Annotated in this window: 16 protein-coding genes and 1 riboswitch; of the genes, 11 read left to right on the forward strand and 5 right to left on the reverse strand. The window is 47.0% G+C overall.

What is annotated here, in order from left to right:
- Nucleotides 1-233: 233 nt before the first annotated feature.
- The 4 genes from SRRS_RS03855 to SRRS_RS03870 form a co-directional block, all read right to left on the reverse strand.
- Nucleotides 234-1,304, reverse strand: coding sequence for a hypothetical protein (locus SRRS_RS03855; protein WP_371366393.1), 1,071 nt, complete (start codon nt 1,302-1,304; stop codon nt 234-236).
- 323 nt (nt 1,305-1,627) lie between these two features.
- Nucleotides 1,628-1,852 carry a helix-turn-helix domain-containing protein gene (locus SRRS_RS03860; protein WP_371366394.1) on the reverse strand — a complete coding sequence of 75 codons (225 nt, stop codon included), beginning with the start codon at nt 1,850-1,852 and terminating at the stop codon, nt 1,628-1,630.
- 598 nt (nt 1,853-2,450) lie between these two features.
- Nucleotides 2,451-2,906: a GNAT family N-acetyltransferase gene (locus SRRS_RS03865; protein ID WP_371366396.1), complete on the reverse strand. Its 456-nt coding sequence runs from the start codon at nt 2,904-2,906 to the stop codon at nt 2,451-2,453.
- Between the two features lie 171 nt (nt 2,907-3,077).
- Entirely contained in the window at nt 3,078-3,260 is a 183-nt protein-coding gene (locus SRRS_RS03870; protein ID WP_371366398.1) for a TraY domain-containing protein, read from the reverse strand.
- 126 nt (nt 3,261-3,386) lie between these two features.
- On the opposite strand from SRRS_RS03870, the gene SRRS_RS03875 reads away from it, so the two are divergent.
- From SRRS_RS03875 to SRRS_RS03900, 6 genes are all read left to right on the forward strand, one after another.
- Complete coding sequence (locus SRRS_RS03875; RefSeq protein ID WP_371366400.1) at nt 3,387-3,620, forward strand: hypothetical protein; 234 nt, start codon at nt 3,387-3,389, stop codon at nt 3,618-3,620.
- 394 nt (nt 3,621-4,014) lie between these two features.
- Nucleotides 4,015-4,199, forward strand: a riboswitch (cobalamin riboswitch).
- Between the two features lie 177 nt (nt 4,200-4,376).
- On the forward strand, nt 4,377-8,750 hold the full coding sequence (locus SRRS_RS03880) for a TonB-dependent receptor domain-containing protein (RefSeq protein WP_371366401.1): 4,374 nt from the start codon (nt 4,377-4,379) through the stop codon (nt 8,748-8,750).
- A 186-nt stretch (nt 8,751-8,936) separates the two neighbouring features.
- Nucleotides 8,937-10,340, forward strand: a complete 1,404-nt coding sequence (locus tag SRRS_RS03885; RefSeq protein WP_371366403.1) for a hypothetical protein — start codon at nt 8,937-8,939, stop codon at nt 10,338-10,340.
- A gap of 485 nt (nt 10,341-10,825) precedes the next feature.
- A complete protein-coding gene (locus SRRS_RS03890; protein ID WP_371366405.1) occupies nt 10,826-10,963 on the forward strand; it encodes a hypothetical protein in 138 nt (45 codons plus the stop codon).
- 21 nt (nt 10,964-10,984) lie between these two features.
- Nucleotides 10,985-11,161 (forward strand): hypothetical protein, encoded by a 177-nt coding sequence (locus SRRS_RS03895; protein WP_371366407.1) that lies wholly within the window; start codon nt 10,985-10,987, stop codon nt 11,159-11,161.
- A 152-nt stretch (nt 11,162-11,313) separates the two neighbouring features.
- Entirely contained in the window at nt 11,314-12,813 is a 1,500-nt protein-coding gene (locus SRRS_RS03900) for a methyl-accepting chemotaxis protein (RefSeq protein ID WP_371366409.1), read from the forward strand.
- Nucleotides 12,814-12,847: 34 nt separating this feature from the next.
- On the opposite strand, the gene SRRS_RS03905 is transcribed toward SRRS_RS03900, so the two are convergent.
- Nucleotides 12,848-13,483 (reverse strand): class I SAM-dependent methyltransferase, encoded by a 636-nt coding sequence (locus SRRS_RS03905; RefSeq protein WP_371366411.1) that lies wholly within the window; start codon nt 13,481-13,483, stop codon nt 12,848-12,850.
- Nucleotides 13,484-13,961: 478 nt separating this feature from the next.
- Here SRRS_RS03905 and SRRS_RS03910 point away from each other — a divergent pair, with 478 nt between their 5' ends.
- Genes SRRS_RS03910 through SRRS_RS03930 form a run of 5 tightly spaced genes read left to right on the forward strand, consistent with a single transcriptional unit; the run spans nt 13,962 to nt 19,865 of the window.
- Nucleotides 13,962-14,813 (forward strand): MurR/RpiR family transcriptional regulator, encoded by an 852-nt coding sequence (locus SRRS_RS03910; protein WP_371366413.1) that lies wholly within the window; start codon nt 13,962-13,964, stop codon nt 14,811-14,813.
- 16 nt (nt 14,814-14,829) lie between these two features.
- A complete protein-coding gene (locus tag SRRS_RS03915) occupies nt 14,830-16,116 on the forward strand; it encodes a four-carbon acid sugar kinase family protein (RefSeq protein WP_371366415.1) in 1,287 nt (428 codons plus the stop codon).
- Nucleotides 16,117-16,133: 17 nt separating this feature from the next.
- A complete protein-coding gene (pdxA, locus tag SRRS_RS03920) occupies nt 16,134-17,153 on the forward strand; it encodes a 4-hydroxythreonine-4-phosphate dehydrogenase PdxA (protein WP_371366417.1) in 1,020 nt (339 codons plus the stop codon).
- 48 nt (nt 17,154-17,201) lie between these two features.
- The gene (larA, locus tag SRRS_RS03925) at nt 17,202-18,482 is read left to right on the forward strand and encodes a nickel-dependent lactate racemase (RefSeq protein ID WP_371366419.1); all 1,281 of its coding nucleotides are present in this window, start codon (nt 17,202-17,204) and stop codon (nt 18,480-18,482) included.
- Between the two features lie 39 nt (nt 18,483-18,521).
- A complete protein-coding gene (locus SRRS_RS03930) occupies nt 18,522-19,865 on the forward strand; it encodes a gluconate:H+ symporter (protein WP_371366421.1) in 1,344 nt (447 codons plus the stop codon).
- The last annotated feature ends 41 nt before the right edge of the window (nt 19,866-19,906 follow it).

Raw genomic sequence — 19,906 nt, forward strand, 5'->3', positions numbered from 1 at the left:
CATTAATTAAAGTGGAGAAAATTATTTACCGCCCAACTTAAAAGGGCAGTTTTTCTTATGCCTAACTCTTTAGTCCCGAAATGAAATTAGACAGTAAGCGTGCGAAACTATCTTGACGGTACCTTTTGGTATTCTCTAGAACAATAATCGACTAAAGACGAGAGAGTAATCCCTTTCTTTAGTCGATTATATTTTGACATACCTATGGCTATGATGTATCGTTCTATTCTGATTTACTTTAGATTGGTAGCTGCGGCTTCGCAGTTTAGCCTAAAAACATCAAGAATATTACTTTGCGTTGCTTCAAATGTATCAATCTCTAACAAGCCCTGTTTTATAGCAGGCTCTAAATGGTGGTTTAGAGTTCTTCTCAAAAATATGGTTTCGTTATCGGATCTATCGTCGTCATAAATAGCGTTAATAAATATCAATTTAGCTTGAACGCTGTTTGTTGTCGCATAAGTTCTTATTTGATTAAGCATAACTTCTATTCTGTCAAGGTTTATTTTATAAGGTATGCGACATACTCGAACTTCAAAAAATAAATCAGCATATAAAACTTTGGAAAATCCATCAAATACGACAATTCTTTTACTAACAAAGTCAGAATTATTTAAGCCAATTTTTACATCAAATGATATAGAATCTGCGCTTATTCCTTTCTTTCTAGCACAAGCAATGATTGCAATCATTGCGATTATGTTATTAGTTAGAACTCCTCGCCAATTTGAAGTCTTTAGAGTATCAAGCATTTCCATTGAGATGTATGGCCTTAACTGGGCAGGTATATAATAATCTTTATGGGAAGGATTATTACTTCCCTTATTTGTTATTGAAGAGATACAAGAGTTTTGGTTATTTAAATTATCATTACAGGATAATTCGTGATTAGTGTTATTTTCTTCGTTTTGTTCTGAAGTATTTTTATCCTCGGGAGTAGCTGGTAAAACAGAAGCAATGTGAATATTATTTGATGTTCTTGTTGATTGATTTACTTGTGTTATAGAGGTTAAAAGAGTTTTCATTATATCTTCTTTAAATTTATGATTATCATCATTGATTGTTTTCTGTTTTTTTTCTAGCTCTTTTACTTGACGATCGACCGATAATATTTTACCAAGTGAGATTTTATCAAAAACAAAACCTAAAGTTATAAAGACCATTAATAGTAAAATTAAAAGATTATTCGTATCTATAGATTGCTGATGTTGGAGATTATAAATTAATATCCACCCTAAAAATATTAGCAAAATAAAGGATATCAAATAGTAAAATAGTCTTTCCCATAAAGGACGATTATCCATCTTGCCTCTCCTTTGTAAATTTATACTTCGAAATTATCTCGAATTATTAAGGGTAATTTAATTTGTTAATAATCGCAGATTTCTTTCTGTTTTTGATTTTTTTTAATAAGCTAATTTATAATTAGGCGATTGCATGAATGAGGTAGTAGGAATTAGAGGAGGTACGAGTTTATAAATTTTTGCGGACCAATTCAGTATATGGATGGATTTTTTAGACAATATAAAATTTTAGTCACAGGATTAGATATATCTATTATAATGTAGCAGGCACCAGCCAATATTAAGACAAGGCATACAAAAAGAAAATAGCGAGTTACTTCGAACTAATTTCTTTCAGGATTACCTGTTAGGCCCAGAAGCCAATCAGTCGATACACCATAGAATTTAGCCATTTTAATAAGTGTTATGATACTTATCGGTCTTCTTCCATGTTCTAGTGAACCGACTGCACTAGGTGTAATACCAACAGCCGTAGCCACTTCTTTCAGCTTAAAGTTCCGTTGTTCGCGTAAATATTTAAGTCTTTCCGCTAATATTGGTAAAATCATACCATCATCCCTTAAAAATAAGTTGACTTTGTGCTAACTGCACATTATAATATGAGTATAAAAACGTGCCATTGGCACAAAAAATATAATTGTCATACAAGATGGCAAGTCTCAGACAAAATGGAAGAAGGTAAATCCAACAAACAAATAAATAAGCTTCCACACATGACGAGGAATGGAAGTAGTGCGGGATGTGCGCGATGAAAGGTAGCGCAGCGCGTCCAAACTTGGTTACAAATATACTATTTTATTATAAATCAGCGACGTTATAACTTCAATGGACTGCCTTATTTTGTGCTGCACTTTAGGAAATCTAGAGTGCCGAGTGAACGGTGCCATGAATAAAATGAAACAGGGGACAGTGAATCAGCTATGGCTCCAAATGTCGTAAAGAGGGGATAAGATGCGGGTCTTTTACAAGTATGCTCCATTACTATTTGCTCTATTTGGAATATTAGTCATTCCGGCGGTAGATGTTCCCTGTAATTAAAAACCAAGCAATCAATTGTATCGCGTTTGATCGCTTGGTTTTTGTACACTGGTTAGTTTCTATTAAATTTTTGAGGGTCTTACATACGGGGCTTTGAAGTACGGCTCATCATAAATTCTTTTGCATACAAACAGATCCTCGCAAATCTTTGTATTGGCCATAGTTTGCGATTATAAGATAACCCAGGCTATGATATAAGGCTATAGCTTCGACAAGAGGTGCACCTGTTTCTAATAGTAGAGTGCTAAAACCTTTTTCTCTCGCTCGTTTTTCTAATAGAATCATTAACGTTTTGGAAATGCCTTTCCTGCGGTATTCTTTTTTTACAAAAACCCGTTTTACTTCAGCGGTTTTTTCGTCATAGCGTTTAAAGCTGGCGCAGCCAATGGGCTCGTTATCATCATCATGAGCTAAGATTACATCGTGAATATTATCAAGTGCGTTATAGGAAATATACTGCTTTCGGTTTTCTTCGCCGCCGGCAATTTCATTGAGATATTCATCAAGTAATTTGCAGAGGTTAATGAAATCTTGGTTGCGGCCATCTGTATATATAAATTTCACAGCCATCATCCTCACACATAGATATTCACACTAAGCGCAGCTTTGCCTACCTTACCGGTTGAGCTTATTTATTTGTTTCTGCGTTATCCTTTCTACCTACCAGGTAATCCAGAGAAACAGGAAAGAGGCTAACTGACGACTTCTATTTGATCCGGCGCTTTTAAGTCTACTTTATTTTGTGTTTAAATCAATCTTAATCTCGCCGTTTTTTGCCTCGTATGTGGCTATATGAGCTTTTATAATCATTTCTAGCTCTTTATTGACTGTTCTGAAATTATTGTCAGCAATATAGCGAAACTTTTCGAGTGTTTGTTGGTCGATACGAAGTGTGAACTTAGACGTATTAGGTGACACGATAATCTCCTCCAATAGAGCCTGATTACAATAACTGTATATTAAAAGAGTTAAATATGGCGTATTGACGGCAAAATGACGGCGTGATATGATTAAAATGTACTATGGAAAGGAGGGAAGCCAGTATTGCTACTACATGGACAAGGGTCAAGAAAATTGAATCATTGCGTCGGCGGATTTTCCCTGGTAAGAGGGCAAACATCGGCAGAGTACCGGAAACGGGAAAGCGAGATATATGATAGAATTCGCAAGGCATCTGATGAATTTTCCCGACTGAGCAAAGGTGCAGATACCACCGAAGCTCTCCGGCGGCTGGAGGCAGCGCTGGCAGAGTTTGAGTCATTTAGATACGAACTTTGAGCAGACACGAAACTACATAATAAGGTTCATGAAAATTGAACTTACGGAAAGGAGTAACTAAAAGAGCAAACTAAACCACGGCAGGCTTACCTTGTTAAGCCGACAAACAAGGGCAAAGTCTGCTTTAAAATGTGTCTAATAGACACTTGTTGCCTACTGTCACAACGCGACACTCTGTGATGGAGACAACCGAATGGAAAACAAGGGTATGTTCCACATACGATTGTTTCCAGTACAGTGCAGCAAACACCCGGCTTCAATTTGGGGAAAAGGCAGCCCAACATTGTCCGCGTTGAAGTTTATGGAAAGAGTCCGCAGAAAAATTATATCCATTTGAAGGGATAAACAGTCATAATCCAGAATTATCCATCATAAGATGAAACCGAAAGAACAACAGCATATTTCGGGGATAGGTGCCCGCAAGGGCTTAATAGGGAAGTCCGGTGAAATACCGGCACGGTCCCGCCACTGTAACGGGGAGTAGTCTCGCATTTTTGCCACTGAAGCATCAGGCTTTGGGAAGGCGCGGGACAGCGATGAACCGGAGTCAGGAGAACTGCCTGTTCGACAATCACCATTTTACCTGCGAGCGACAGGGAGGAGATTATGTACAATTACCGAAAAATTTCCGGGTAATTGGATATAAAAAACTTCCGTTGAGGGAGTTTTTTTTATTGCAAAACTAAGCCAAGCCCTAATTGGGGTATAGGCAAAAGAGTAACGAAGAAAAAACAGGATAAAAAGGAATGATTACCTTTGAACCATATCTACAAAGTCATTTGGAACCGGGCCCGCGCCTGTTGGCAGGTGGTGTCCGAGCTGGCGAAAAACACCGGCCGGATGAAATCGATCCGTCGCAGCAGCGGTGGGCGCGGCGCTAAATGTGTGGTGCTCCGCCTGGTCTTGTTGCTGGTGTTGGGCTTAACCGCGTTTATCAATACGGCGGCTGCGTTTACCACTCCGGCAGATGGTACCTGGACATCAAAAGGGGAGATCGATGGCTATGATACCTACGAATCGACAGCCACCAAGGGTGGTGCCGGAACTGTGCCAACAAACCCAAAAAAATACAATGCGCCAATTATATTGCTGGCCGGAGAAAGATGGCGTCCGATGGATTTGCCGGCGGTAACAAGGGCCGCTTATATAACTGCTGCCGAGCTTACCTTGTCTGCCGGCAGTATGCTGGATCTGGCCTGGAAGGGCAACAGTGTGGGCTATCAGGAGCCTTCTCCTAGTAAAGAGCCTAGTATAAAACCGATCGCCCTGACGGTGGAAAAACTGAACCTAACCGGTAACGTTGTGCTTCGCATCAATACCCATGTAAAAACTCCGAGCATAGGAACAGCAGCGGTAGGCGGCTTTACCGTTAAACAACTGACCGGCAGCGGCACGATCTACGTGCAGTCTGCCTATGATCCCAGCTATAAGAGCCTAGTACGCGGCGCGGGTGGGGTATTCCTGCGGCCCATAGATAAGATTATTGATCCAATGAAGTACAATTATGTTGTGGTTGATCTCAGTGCCGCCGGCAGCGCTGCTTACCAGCAGGTTAATGTACTGGGGCAAGTCTCCCTTGTGGACGGTCCGCTGCGGATTTACGAACTAATACCGATCATCGACTGGAACAACCTACAGGCAGGGAAAGCAATCCTGCTGGGGGTGAAGTCTCACAATACCGGTGTCATTTCCGAATCCGGCAAAATGGCCAGCGATGCCCAACTGGCTTTCCGCAATGTCTGGCGCATTGAAGAGGACAATCTCTTTAACCGTATGAATGAGCTGCATGCCCGGCATTTTGCGAAAAAAGATTCGGCGTTCCCTGCCGGGGCGGCGGACAGGCCGGTAAGTGAAGAGGTCTGGGCGCATAGCTTCCGGGGCAAGCTGAACAGCCACGGCGCGTACGGGCGCAGCTTCAACCAAAGCTATGACGGGCTGCAGGTCGGGTTTGACAAGACCCGGGAGGGTGATTTCTTTAACGGGACGTTGTACTACGGCCTGATGCTGGGCCGGATCAGTGCCGATGCCGGCTATGCCACCGGCCAGGGGGACCTGACCGGCACGAGCATGGGAGCCTACGCCTCCTGGACCGGCAACAACGGCCACTATTTGGATTTGGCGGCCCGGATGACGAAAATTAAAAACGACTACCAGTTTTATGACAGCGACAGCAGCAATACAGCCCAGTATGACAGCTGGGCCAGCGGGATCAGTGCGCAGTACGGTTATCGCCGGGACTTGTCTGACGGCTGGTATTATGAACCCCAGGCCGGTTTATCGGTCGGCACCATCGACCGGGTAAGCTACACCCTGCCCAACCAGCTAACGGTTGCGCAAACCGCTGACCGGCCGGTGGTCGGCCGGCTGGGCGTGACCGTGGGCAGGGAGTTCGGCGATGAGCAGCACCGCGGTCACGCATACGCTGCCGTCACGGCCCTGCATGATTTCGGCAGCAGTAAGTTGGAAGCCCGTTTCTCCGGTGACCGTGCGGCCTTACTGACCGGGGCGGGGCAGGACACCTGGGTGGAGTTTAATCTAGGCGCCAGGTTGCAAACGGCCCGCGACAGTTCGGCGTTTTTGGAATTTAGCAAGTCCACCGGCGGCGATGTCCGCAAAGACTGGCAGATCAATGGCGGCCTGGCTTGGAAATGGGGCTTGCCGGCTAAGGCCGGCAAGGCAGACGCCGATCGCCGGTTACAGGAGCCGGCGGCAGCAGTTACAGCAGCTGTGGCCGGAGACGGACACAGCCAACCGGCTCCGGCTAGGGTGTCAGCCGCCGCCCCTACGCCGCAAGCGCTTGACAGTCAGGCCGCAGTGAAAGACGAACCGGTATCACCACAAACGGAGGCGCCACTTAAGCAGGATCCGCTTTCAGCCGGCCAGGCAACAACGGCAATGGCGGATGGCACACGGCTGCAGCGCACGGACGCGCCTAAGGGCAAAAGCATACCGGGCAATAAAGAGCAGCCGGACCGCCAGACTGCTGCGGCAACCCTGACCGAACCGGCGGACTACACCTTCGAAACGGTAACCGTCGAGGCCCCGCGCCCCAAATGGGAGCGGGACCTTTCGCCCGGCACCGTGTCGGTCATCCGGCCGGAGGATTTCCAGGGGGAGCAGAAGACGCTGCCTGATTACCTGGAAACCGTGCCCGGTGTCCACATCCAAAAAGTCCGGGGATCGAGAAACTACAGCGTAGCCCGCGTCCGGGGCAGTACGGCCGCTCAGGTCGGCATTTATCTGGACGGCGTGGAGTTGAACCTTACCTCGGAAACCGGTGTGGACCTGTCGGCCATCCCGATGGACAATGTCGCCCGCATCGAGGTCTACCGCGGCTATGTTCCGGCCCGCTTTGCCGGCGCGCCGATGGGTGGCGTCATTAACATTGTCACCAAGAAGCCCGGCAAGAGCGGCGGCTCGGTGTCAGCCGGCCTGAGCTCCTTCGGCGGCTACAAGGGCAACCTGGAGGTGACGGCCCCGCTCGGTCAGGGCAGCCTGCTGCTGGCGGTCAACCGCGACCAGAGCGACGGCGATTTCCCCTATACCAACCACTATCACCCTAGGGATAAGTACGGGAATTTAGGGCCGTTGACAGCCGACCGGCGGCACCGGCGGAATAATGATTATCACCTGACCGACGGGCTGCTCAAGTGGCAGGACGGGAACTGGCAGGTCAAGCTGGCAGTGAAAGACCAGTTCCGGCATTTTGCCGAGAGTGTCGGTGATGAAGACTGTGATCTTGCGGAGGAATACCGGAAATACCCTCTCATCGGGCGGTTGCACCCTCCTTATCAGGAGATCAGGCAGACCGACTTGTCGGTGGGCCGGCGGCAGCAGGCCGGCAATTTGGATTGGGGCTGGCAGATCGACTGGCGGGACTCGGACAAACACTGGCGCAGCGGCCACCAGACGGTTGCCCACACGGCTTATTATCCCGGCTTGGCCTGGAGCAACCTTCGCAGCAAACGGTTCGGCGGGTCTCTGGACGCCGCCTGGAAGCTGGGCGGCAGCCACCTCGTAGAGCTGTATGCCGGTTATTCCCGCGAACGGATGGATACCGAGCTGTCCGACCTGGATAAGTACCTTAAAAACGGGGACGACGATAGCACCGGCAGTGGCCGGGACAGCTCCATCGGTGCCGGCAAATGGCTGAAATATTATCAGATTGAGCGCTGGCACCTCCAACTGCAGGATACCATGCAGCTCAACCGCTCCGGCACCTTCCAACTGACACCGGTGTTTAAGATGGATAAGCTGGACATGACCGCCTATAAGGAGGACAGTAAGGACGCCTGGAAATATTCCTTCGGCGTTGGCGCGAAAAAAGCAATTGGCGAGCACTGGACCGTGCGCGGCAGCTGGGGCACCTTCCACCATTTTCCCAATTTCTATGAGATTTTCGGCGACGGAGCCTCGTTGCGACCGACACCGGACGACTTGCCGCCGCCGGAGTTTGAGCACGGCCTCAACTGGGACGCCGGCGTTACCTGGCAGGGCCGGACGCTGGGGGCCAAAGCCGATGTTTCGCTGACCTATTTTGCCAACCGGACCCATGACCTGATGCTGCTGAATGTTACTCCTCTCGGTGTCTCTTACTACAACAACGGCGGTGAGGGCAAGGCCCACGGTGTGGAACTGGAGAGTCAATTGAAATGGGACCGTTGGGATCTTAATCTGGCCGCCACCTGGACCCGGACCGAAATCCTGGGCTATGGCGATGCGCTGGCGCGGTCGGGTTTGCCCACGCCCAAGCCGTCCCGAATCGGCGCACCGTATAACTATATCCCGGAATGGGAGGGCAACGCCCGTCTGACCTACCGAATTCCCGGCGACAGGCTGTCGTTGTTTGCCGAATATCACTACTGCGGCAAGGTACCAATTGGGGTATACAGTGGAGGCTGTGGTGCCTGGCAGGAACCGTACGGACTGACCAACCTGGGGGCTAAGTACACGGTCAACAGGCGGATCAAACTGAATGCCGGAGTGAATGACATTTTCAACCGGGGACCGGAAATTGTGCAAGATTATATTCAGGCGTCCAGCGATAGTCACAGTCTTGGCAAGGGCATGAGTATCTATTATCCTCTGCAGGGTAGAACCTATTATCTAACAATGCAGTATCTCTTTTAACGCTTGTCTATGCAGTTTTTTATATTGCCGGACGTTCTTACAGGCCGGACGGTATTTGTTGCAATAGGTTAGGTGAAAGGAGGTGAGAGTTTGTGCCGGTAGGCAGGGGATTGGCTGGGCAAACAAGTGATTTCTTAGAGTTAAACAATAAAGGAGGTTCTTTGTATGGCAGGAACAAGACTTGCGGTGACTACAGTGGATCAGACTTACGGCTGGGGGACTAAGGCAAATAATTATGAAGAAAGGCTTGGTAGGGCTGGTGTCCTCAGGGACGAAATTACCGCTATCGGCGTAGAGGGAAACAAGGTTATAGATACGAGCGGTGATACCCGGAATTACTGGTTTAATGACGGCAGCACCGACAACAAGATACTGCTGTTTCAGTCAAGGTATCGCCGTGAAATTTCTGGCACTATTACCTTATCCCCGGTCATTAAAATCCACGACGCCAAAACCTGGACGGTCAGCCATACTGTCAACCAACCGGCAGACTGGCCAAGTATCAAAAATGTCAACAATGCCGTCGGCGTTGGCGGGTACTTGTATGCTATTGATTTTGATAATGCAAAAATCGCGAAAATCACCATGACCGGCAGCTCTCCCTACGTGGAGACGGCAGCCTATACTTTTACTAATCCGTCCTACCCCGCCGACAAAAGCTACGGGGTAGCGTTGAGCACCAACGCAGCCGGCACTAAGCTATACGGGCTGTTTATTACCGTCGATGATTTGTGGACGGGTCCGTCAAACTACAAGGAAAGCACGGTTGTGGAGCTCGATCTGGTGACCTTTACCGAGACCCGCAGGACTAAACGGGTATCAACGGTAGATTACAACCTTAACCTGGGCCGCAATGCCTTTACGCTGGAGTGGCACGGCAGCAAGCTGTATGTCTGCAGTATTGGCGGCAAGCAGGGCGGCGGTACGCCCAACCCGAATTCCAAGCTGGATATTATTGATCCGGCCAATACCGCTGATCCCACCGGCCTGGCGTTTACGACGGCGTTTACGGCCGCTGATTTGACCCCGATTTTGGGAGAAGGGCCGGAATTACGGGACATTACCTTTACCAATGACGGCAATGCCTATGTATTGGCCGGCTATTATTTTGCCAATTATACTACTTTTAAGGGTTATGTGCTCCAGTTTCCGGCCGGCAACGTTGCGCCCGACTACCTGACCGGCAGCTATTTCTTTCCAACAAGCCTCCCCAATCAAGGGTCGGTCTTTGCCGTCCTGGCCAACGACAGAAATCGTATCTGGCTGGCCAGGGGCATGTATATCGATCTGTGCGCTCAGGACGTAACTAGCGGCGAGGCGCTTACCCACATCCAGACCAAAGCGGCCTACGAAATCAACGGCCCGGCCAATACCTACTATCTCAATTCGGTCACGCTGTACGGGGAAGACCCGGTGACGGACACAGCTATGCCGCTGACCAAGAGCGGCTATCAGGCCCCGGCCTTTGCCTCCACTTCCGTGCGGGCCTTGTTCGAACGGGAGAAACTTATTCACGAAGAAGAACAAAAACACCAGGCAATACGGGCTAGAATCGTTGCCGGTAAAAAAAATACGGTCAACAATAAATAAGCTTCCATACAGGAAGAGGTAGAGAAGCGCACTTTGAAAATAGTGTGTTATACACTATCCCTCAAATGTAGAGAAAACCCGCTTTCAGTGCCGATGATAGGCAAGGAAGCGGGTTTTGTCATTGTTTTGGTTAGTGAATTTTTACTGTATTTTTACATATTGTTAACACATGAAATGCAAAGCCTTTATATAATAAGGACAAGTACTAAAGAAAGGCTGTGAAACTGTAATGATCTGGCGAGTTAAACTTGATACAAGAGAAGCAACCCGACATAGGAAATGGTTAAATCAACGGGGCTTTAACTCAGCATATTATTTTGCTATTAATGGCTTTTCTTTAGAAAAAATGCGACAGATGGCTACAGAAGGAAAGCTTCACGCGGTACAATGTGCTATTGGAAAGTCTGTACGATGGTATTATATGGAGAGCCAAGCCGAGTTAGCCCGCCTTCGCGGAGAACTTTCATTAAGGAGGAACGAGAAGGATGAAAATGACGGATGTAGATAGGCTGGATATTGAAATAACACCGGAAGAATTAGAAGAATTACTACAGGATTTACCTGCTATCCTCCGGGAATTGACTGGGGATAATGAGAGTCCTGTTGTCTTCGACAGGACCTAGTCATTGCGGCGGTTGATGTCCATGTCAATCCGGCAAATAGCAGCAGAGTACCGCAAAAGAGAAGACGAACTATACGATAACATTCGCGAGGCATCAGATGAGTTTGCCCGGCATAGTGAAGCAGGCACGGATGCAACCGAAGCTTTCCGGCGGCTGGAGGCAGCGCTGGCAGAGTATAAGTTATTTAGATGCAGCTGAACATAAAACAATAAATTTACCTAGTATTGACAATTACGTTGGTTATAGTATACTGAAAATAATATAAGTTTTGTGACAATGAGGTCGCTTCATAAATTATGAAGGGGCCTTTTTTGTTTTTATATGGCAACTAAATAAAGGGTGGAATAAATATGTTGTTGTGGTTTAAGTTAAAAAAAGAGCTTCGCCAATTGACGGAACAAACAGCAGTTTATGCATCAGGTAATATTGCGCAAGATATCAAAGTAGATAATTATCAGCCTGAATTACAAGAGTTAGCAGCACATATAGTATCATTAGTAAAAATGCTTCGGGACTTTACTCAGGAAACTCAGGTTTCGGCTGGCAAGGTATCGGCGGCGGTTAGTCAGGTCAATGGGGTAATAATGAGCTCCAATGACCTAGCGGGCAGCATTCGTGATGATGCTGCAACTACCCAGCAATTAACGGAAGTAATCGCTAATGCGGCTGCTCATGCCACAGATCAAGTCGAGGAAGTAATGGCTGCTTCTCAGACGATTGCCACTGTAGCTCAAACTATTTATCTAGATAGTATGAAAACTAAAGATACTGCCCAAGCAGGCTGTGATGCAGTAAACGAGGTAACTAAAGCAATAGCGGAGATACAGAATGCCTCAGGTGAAATTGAAAAACGAATTCATTCTCTGACGCAAATGGCGCGTGAGATAGATACATTTTTAGATACGATCCAGGGGATATCATCCCAGACTAATTTGTTGGCTCTAAATGCAAGTATTGAAGCAGCACGGGCAGGTGAGCACGGACGCGGGTTTGCAGTGGTTGCTCATGAGATTCAAAAGTTGTCTGATGCTAGCAATATGGCAGCAAATTCTGCTAACGGTTTACTAGCTCAAATTGATACCGGTATAGTGGAAGCTGCCGGTGCTGTGGAGGCAGGTGCTGTTGCGGTAAAGCACGGCACAAGGGCAGTGGCTGAAGCAGAGGCGCATTTAAAGGTGATTTTAGCTGCCAGTACCAATATTGAAACGCAATTAGCACAGGCCAGTGCTGCCAGACAGACTCAGCTTGAAGCTACGAGACAAACTGCTGATGTATTAAGAGAAGTTGCAGATATGTGTAAAGAGTCGGTTGGCCGAATGACAAAAGTAGCAAGTGCGGTGCAAATACAAGAACGCAATCTTCAAGAAACTCAAAATATGGGCAATTTATTATCTGACATCGCTAGCGATTTAGTTACCGTAATCAAGACCGTTAAATTAGTCGATCTTGATGATCTAAATAAGCAGGATCTGGAGTTAACTGTTAAATCCCTGCAGGCACAGCTTGAACAACTAGTAAAAGACGACGGTGTAGTAACTTTGGATGCAGAAAAACATAAACTGATTTTACGTGAATTTCTAAAGAATAATCAGCAACTGGAGGCAGCTTGGACTAATACTATTGATGGCCAATTTATTATTTCACTGCCGCCGGCAGGCATTGCCAACGCTTCCTCACGAAAATGGTTTAAGCAAGCTGCCAGTGGATACGATTATATTTCAGATATATATGTATCTGCTATTTCGCACCAACCATGTATTACTATTGCGCTGCCTATCCGCAATAAAGAAAATAAAATTATTGGTGTGCTGGGAGTAGATGTAAAGATACAGGGAACAAGGAACAGGTAGCGTAAAACGGCTGAGAGACGAACTCTCAGCCGTTTTATTTATCTGCTGCTTTTTGACACTTCACCATTATAAATTTAAATGGAGGTTTATTTTCCGCATCCTTATGCGGCTCAACAATTTCCGGAAACTCGATTAGCCCATATTTTCCAAACTCTTGTTTTATCGAGTCAGAATCATAAAAAAACATTTTTACCCCGTCCATTACCTCGAAATAGTCTGTACCCAGTTGTTTGCCCTTGCCAAACATTGGGTTTTCTTTTGAAATAGTAGTAAAAATCATGTATCCGTTTGGTTTTAACTGCCGATAGCAATCGTTAATAAATTTCTCTCTCTCGTTATTATTCAATAAGTGAAGAAGTGCGTAGCAAAATATGCCGTCATACAATTTGTTATCGAAGGGCATGTCAGTTACTGAACCCTGATAGATATTACTATCAATACCATTTTGTCTTGCCAAATTAATTGCTGTTTTAGAAATTTCTATACCTGTTACAGTAATGTCGTTGTCAATAAAAACCTTGGCATTTCTGCCATAGCCAATACCCGGTATTAATATGTCCTTGATTTTCTTTTCCAGAAAAAAGTCTTTTGTCAAGATTGCCGAGTCGGAAGGTTCAAATCCCCACATCGTTTGTTTTTCTATAAAACTTGACTCCCAGAATTCTGTCATAACTCTATCTCCTTACCATTTTATTTTGGCTCTGTCCGTAATAATTATTGCTAATTTTCAAAGGAATAATGACTATTATACTTATGGCATTCGTTATGCTCCTATTTTTGCAAACAAGCGTTCTGTCAAATCCTATTTTATACCATAAGTATGACCAAGAAAATAGGTAGCTACTCTTCTTACGAACAGAGAGCCTAACATATAAACAAAACGCACGCTGAGGGATAGTGTCTTGAACACTATCCTCAGTGCCTTTTTGTCGACGATCTGACCGGACAATCCTTTTGAGTTAAGGTTGTCCGGTTTTTTTTGCTAATCAGCGTACAGTCTTTGATCTGCCTGCTGCTTTTCCAGGTACTCAAAATATTTTCTAAACTAGGCAGGAAAAACTACTTCACGTGTCTAAGTCTACTCGAAGAAAATATTCGTTGGTTTATTTTATCACGGAGATTTTCTCCGAGATTTGGAGGTAGGGACAATGTCGCTGTTTTCCCGTATTCGTCAGCATAGCAACCGATTTACACACTCGCAAGAGCGCATAGTTACGTATATAAAAGATCATGTACACGAAGTTGTTACTCTCCCTATCAATGAATTGGCTGAACGTTGTCAGGTAGGCGACGCTACCATTATTCGTTTTTACAGGCTGTTAGGCTATGAAAATTATCATACGTTCCGCATCGCAATGGCCAAAGAATTAATGGAAGATAATGTACCACCAATTTATGAAGAAGTAGAAAATAGCGATCTTTTTCCTGATGTGCTGCGCAAGGTAACTGCATCGACAATCCAGGGGATCTCTGATCTGGACGGTCAAATTAATCCGGTGGCTATACAGGACATCACCGCCCATCTTAGAGCAGCCTCCGTAATACACGTTATCGGGCTTGGCGCATCAGGTGTCGTAGCCCAGGATGTTATGCATAAACTGATGCGGCTCGGCCTCAGGATCAATGCCTACACAGATTCTCATCTTATGACAATAGCGGCATCCATCGCTAAGCCTGATGAGGTTTTCCTGGCTATCTCGCATTCCGGCGAGACTACAGATATCGTACGCACTTTAAAGCTAGCCAAGGAGCGTGGTTGTTATACCTGCGCAATCACCAGTTACTTAGAATCAAGTATCACCCGCCTGGTCCCCGCTTATCTTTTGACGTCCACGCGGGATACTAAGATGCGCTCCGATGCCATGATTTCACGGATAGTACAACTAGTTGTAGTAGACATCCTGTACGTTATGCTTGCCTTACAAATTGGAGAGCCGGCTTCGGAACGGGTCACTCAGTCCCGCCAGGCACTTAAACAGTGTCGTAATGTGAATAGATAGCAGAGGAGGTGCCATATTGAACGCAAGAACCGAAACACTTATTGTTATCGCCGACGATCTAACAGGTGCTAACGATACCGGCGTGCAATTTGCCCGTCAGGGATTACCAACCAACGTCCTGCTGGAAGGCGCAGTTTTAGCTGACACTAGCGATGCAGCCGTCATCGTAATCGATACGAATAGCCGGGCCTGTACTACCAGTGACGCTTATCAAAAAGTACAAGCGGTTGCTAAACAAGCACAGCAAGCTGGGTTCCACTATTTCTACAAAAAACTGGACTCCACTTTGCGCGGCAATATTGGCGCAGAGTTACAAGCCATCCTTGATCTCGGTATACACGATTTTGCGTTTGTCATGCCGGCATTACCCATGAACGGCAGAACAACGATTGGCGGTCATCACCTGCTGCATGGCATTCCTGTTTCCGCAACAGAATTAGCTAAAGATCCAAAGTGCCCTGTTGCCGAAACGGTGCTGCCGGAGCTGTTAAGACAGCAAACTTCCGTCTTAGTAGGCCATATAGGTTTTACCGAACTGCTTCAAGGGGAAGCGGCCATTGTTGGTACTCTCCGCAAGCTTATTGCCGTCGGTTGTAAAATCATCAGTTGTGATGGTTGGTTAGACGAACATTTTATGCTTGCTGCCCGGGCTGTAAGTACCGTGTCGGCGAATGTTCTTTGGTCTGGTTCTGCCGGTTTAGCCGGGTTCCTGCCGGAGCTATTCGGCTGGAATAACCAGGCAACGAATCCTAAACCTCCTGTCGTCGTCATTGCCGGCAGCGTAAGTAGTGTCACAAGAGTACAAGTGACGCAATTACTGAACGAGGGGTTCGAATGGCTGGAAGTCGAAGTCGCCGACTGCCTTCCCTGGCACCCCCGGAAGCTAAGGTCCTGTCTCGATAAAGCCCTGGACCATCTGGCGCAGGGAAAAAACCTGGTAATCACGTCAGGCTATCAGACGGAATCTATCGACAAAGCCCAGGCTATAGGCGCAAAACTTGGCATGTCAGGTATGGAAGTTAGTAATATGACTGCGGAAATACTCGGCTGGCTGGGATCAACAATACTTAATCAGCAAGAGGTTGCCGGTGTTATTCTCACTGGCGGGGATACGGCGGTTGCCGTTTGCCGGGCGCTTGGGGTAACAGGTATCCGCGTACTGGAAGAAGTCGCACCGGCAATTCCCCTGGGGGAAATGAAAACCGCGGCAGGCAAAACGCTGCGGGTTGTCACCAAAGCAGGAGCCTTTGGTGAACCGGATGTTTTAGTCAAAGCAACATATAAATTGAATTGCAGCAATTAAAGTTCGAGGTGAAATCAATGAATCAACAGCAACAAGAACGTCCTATTCTAGCCATAACTATGGGTGATCCCGCCGGCTGCGGCCCGGAAATTATCGTGAAAGCCCTCTCTGACAGAAGTATCTATGAGATTTGCCGCCCGCTGGTCTTCGGCGACGCAAAACGGCTAGCGCTTGCCGCCACTATTCTTAATAGCCCGTTACACATCGCCGGACTTGCGAAAGTTGCTAAGGGCTCTTTTAAGCACGGTACAATTGACGTGCTTGATTTTAGTAATATCCCGGCTGACCTCCCGTTTGGGCAGGTTAATCCTCAGGCCGGTCATGCGGCTTATCAATATATTGAAGCAGCGGTACAGGCCGCAATGGCTGGTGAGGTTACGGGAGTAGTAACCGCTCCCATCAATAAAGAGGCTCTTCATCTCGGCGGGCATGATTTCCCTGGACACACGGAAATCCTGGGTGAGCTCAGCAATAGCCATGACTATGCTATGCTTCTGGCTAGTGAGGCCCTCAGGGTGATCCATGTTACTACCCATGTATCCATGGTACAAGCGGCCAGCATGATTACCAAAGAGCGCGTCCTTCGCATCATCCGCCTTGCCGACCGGACCCTGCGTTTACTGGGCATAGACCAGCCGCGGATTGCTGTCGCCGGCTTCAATGCCCACGCCGGTGAAAATGGTTTGTTTGGCCGTGAGGATATTGATGAGATTGTGCCCGCAGTGGAGGAAGCCTGCAAGGAAGGCATGAATGTTACAGGTCCCATTTCACCGGATACCGTCTTTTATCGTGCCGCCTGTCGCAAGGAATTTGATATCGTTGTTGTCATGTATCATGACCAGGGCCATATACCAATTAAATTACTTGGCTTCGACAGTGGTATTAACGTAACTGTCGGGCTACCGTTTCTCCGTTCTTCAGTTGACCATGGAACCGCCTTTGACATTGCCGGTCAAGGCCTGGCTGAAGACGGCAGCATGAAAGCCGCTATCGAATTTGCAGCGCGCGCCGCTAACGGCGCACGCACAGCCAGGTAATTTTAAATTTAAAAATCCACTGATAAGACAAGAAAGGAAGTATCGCTAATGTCTGCTATCAATGTTAAACTCCCTTACGGACAAGAGGAAGTCGATGTTCGTGTACCGGAACAAAACCTGATCGGGGTGTACTCACCCAAAGATGTAGCCCCCGTGGCCGACCTGCCGCAAGAAATTATCCGCTGCCTGGAAAACCCCATTGGTACCAAACCGCTTCGTGAGCTGGTAAAAGGAGCAAAAAACGTCGTCATCGTCGCGGACGACAATACTCGTTTGACACCTACCGAAAAAATAATCCCCGTACTTTTAAATGAAATGAATGCAGCCGGCATCAAGGATGAACAAATCACTATCATCATAGCCCTGGGAACTCACCGGTTTATGACAGAGGAAGAGATCGAGGTGAAATTCGGGAAAGAAGTCGTAAAACGTGTAAAAATCAAAAATCACGACTTCAAAAACCCGGAAGCATTGGTAGATCTCGGCATCACGTCCAACGGTACCAAAATTTTGGTGAACAAAGAAGCTTATGAAGCTGATTTCAAGATTGGCGTTGGTACTATTGTTCCCCATCATATCCCGGGATTCTCCGGCGGTGCCAAGATAGTTCAGCCTGGTATCTCCGGCGAAAAAACCACGGCCGAAACACACTTATTAAGCGTTAGAGCCCCGCGCTCGTATCTGGGTATTGAAGACAACCCTGTCCGCCAGGAACTTAACATGATTGCCGATAAAATTGGTTTGCACACGATCTTCAATACGGTACTTAACCGCCACGGTGAGGTAGTTGGTACATTTTTCGGCGATGTAAAAGAGGCCTTTAAAGAAGGAGTAACCTTGTCACGTGATGTATATTCGGTCAATATTCCTGAGGCTGCCGACATTGTTATCTCCAGTTCACACCCTTGCGATATTGAGTTCTGGCAAGCGCACAAAACCCTTTATCCATCCGATTTGGCAGTTAAAGCAGGCGGTACCATCATTATTGCAACCCCCTGTTATGAAGGTATCGCTGTAACTCATGGCGAGATGTCTGATATGACCTGTCATTCCTCTGACTCCCTGCGCCAACAGGTGGCTAAGGGAGAAGTACACGATGAAGTTGCTGCCGCTTTGGCTATTGCCTGGGCTCAGGTAAAAGAGCGCGAGACAGTATATTTCGTCTCAAACGGTATATCCGATGAGGACGTCCGCAAGCTGGGGTTTGTGCCCTTTAAAACCGTCCAACAAGCTTTTGACGCCGCGTTAGCCAAATATGGCGATGCTGCCAGAGTTACCGTACTCACACATGCGCCTGATATGTTGCCTATCGTTCCAGCCAACCGTTAAATACCGTTACGAAAACTAAAAATATCGAGGGGGATATTTATGGATTACTCCACAGCGATGCTGAGCATATTAGGCGTGGCCATTCTTTTTATCATAGTCCTCAGTATCAAATTTAGAATTCATGCCTTTATTTCGCTAATGGCGGCCTGTTTCCTGATTGCATTTTCCACCGGAATGCCTTTAAGCAAAATCGGCGGATCGATTGAAGCAGGGATGGGGGGGACGTTAGGTTTTCTTGCCCCTATCCTGGCCCTTGGTGCTATTATCGGTAAGATGATGGAAATCTCCGGCGGAGCCGAAAAGCTAGCCCGCACCCTGATTAACATTATGGGCAAAAATAATGCCGCCTGGGCCATGATGATTGTCGCCTATATCTGCGGCATTCCCGTTTTCCTGCAAGTTGGTATCGTGCTGCTCACTCCAATCCTGTTTTGCGTAGTTTTGGAATCCAAGCAGCCGCTGGTGAAAGTGGCGTTAGGCATGCTTACTGCCCTCACTGTCGTTCACTGCGTTGTACCTCCTCATCCTGCAGCTATGGCAATCACACTGGCCTTAAAAGCAGATGTCGGTAAAGTTATCTTCTATGGTTTACTGGTTGGTATCCCCGCTTCTGTTATTGCCGGTCCAATCTTTGGCGGCCTAATTGCCAAAAAGAATGATTTTTCTCCCCCGGAAGCTTACTGTAAATTAGAGCCGACTCCAGAGGAAAAGCTGCCACCTTTCGGTATTACTTTGTTCACAATCCTTTTGCCGCTGCTCCTCATGATTGGCAAAACCATTATTGAACTGGTTGCCGATAAGAATGCCCCTTATATGCCTTGGGTAAGCTTCCTGGGCAGCCCAATTACCGCACTGTTCTTAGCAGCTATTATTTCTTATTATGTTATGGGTTATCGACGTGGCCATTCGCTTGCCGACCTGGCTAAGCAAACCGAATCCGCTATGGGCCCAATGGCAACCATTATCCTTGTTATTGGTGCCGCCGGTGCTTTCAACCGCATTATTCTTGACAGTGGTATTGGTGAGGTCTTAAAAAGCGTGCTTACTGCCATCCAGATCAGCCCGCTCATCATGGCTTGGTTCATTGCAATCGTCATGCGGTTCGCTATCGGCAGCGCCACTGTGGCAATGATGACATCAGCCGGTTTTATCACTCCGGTTCTTGCCGCCTACCCCGGTCTTGACCCTGCTTTAGTAGCTGTAGCTATCGGTGCCGGAGCCATCGGTTTATCCCATGTAACCGACCCTGGCTTCTGGTTTGTAAAAGAGTCCATGGGTATCCCCATGAATAAAATGTTCAGCATATATACCGGCGCCACCACCATTGCTTCGGTTGTCGGTCTGGCCGCAGTTCTTACTTTAGCTAAAGTACTGGGACAATAAAAGTTAACTTATATGGCACAGAAAAACTTAGTCATGGCGGT

Source organism: Sporomusa rhizae, assembly GCF_041428845.1.
GTDB lineage: Bacteria > Bacillota > Negativicutes > Sporomusales > Sporomusaceae > Sporomusa > Sporomusa rhizae.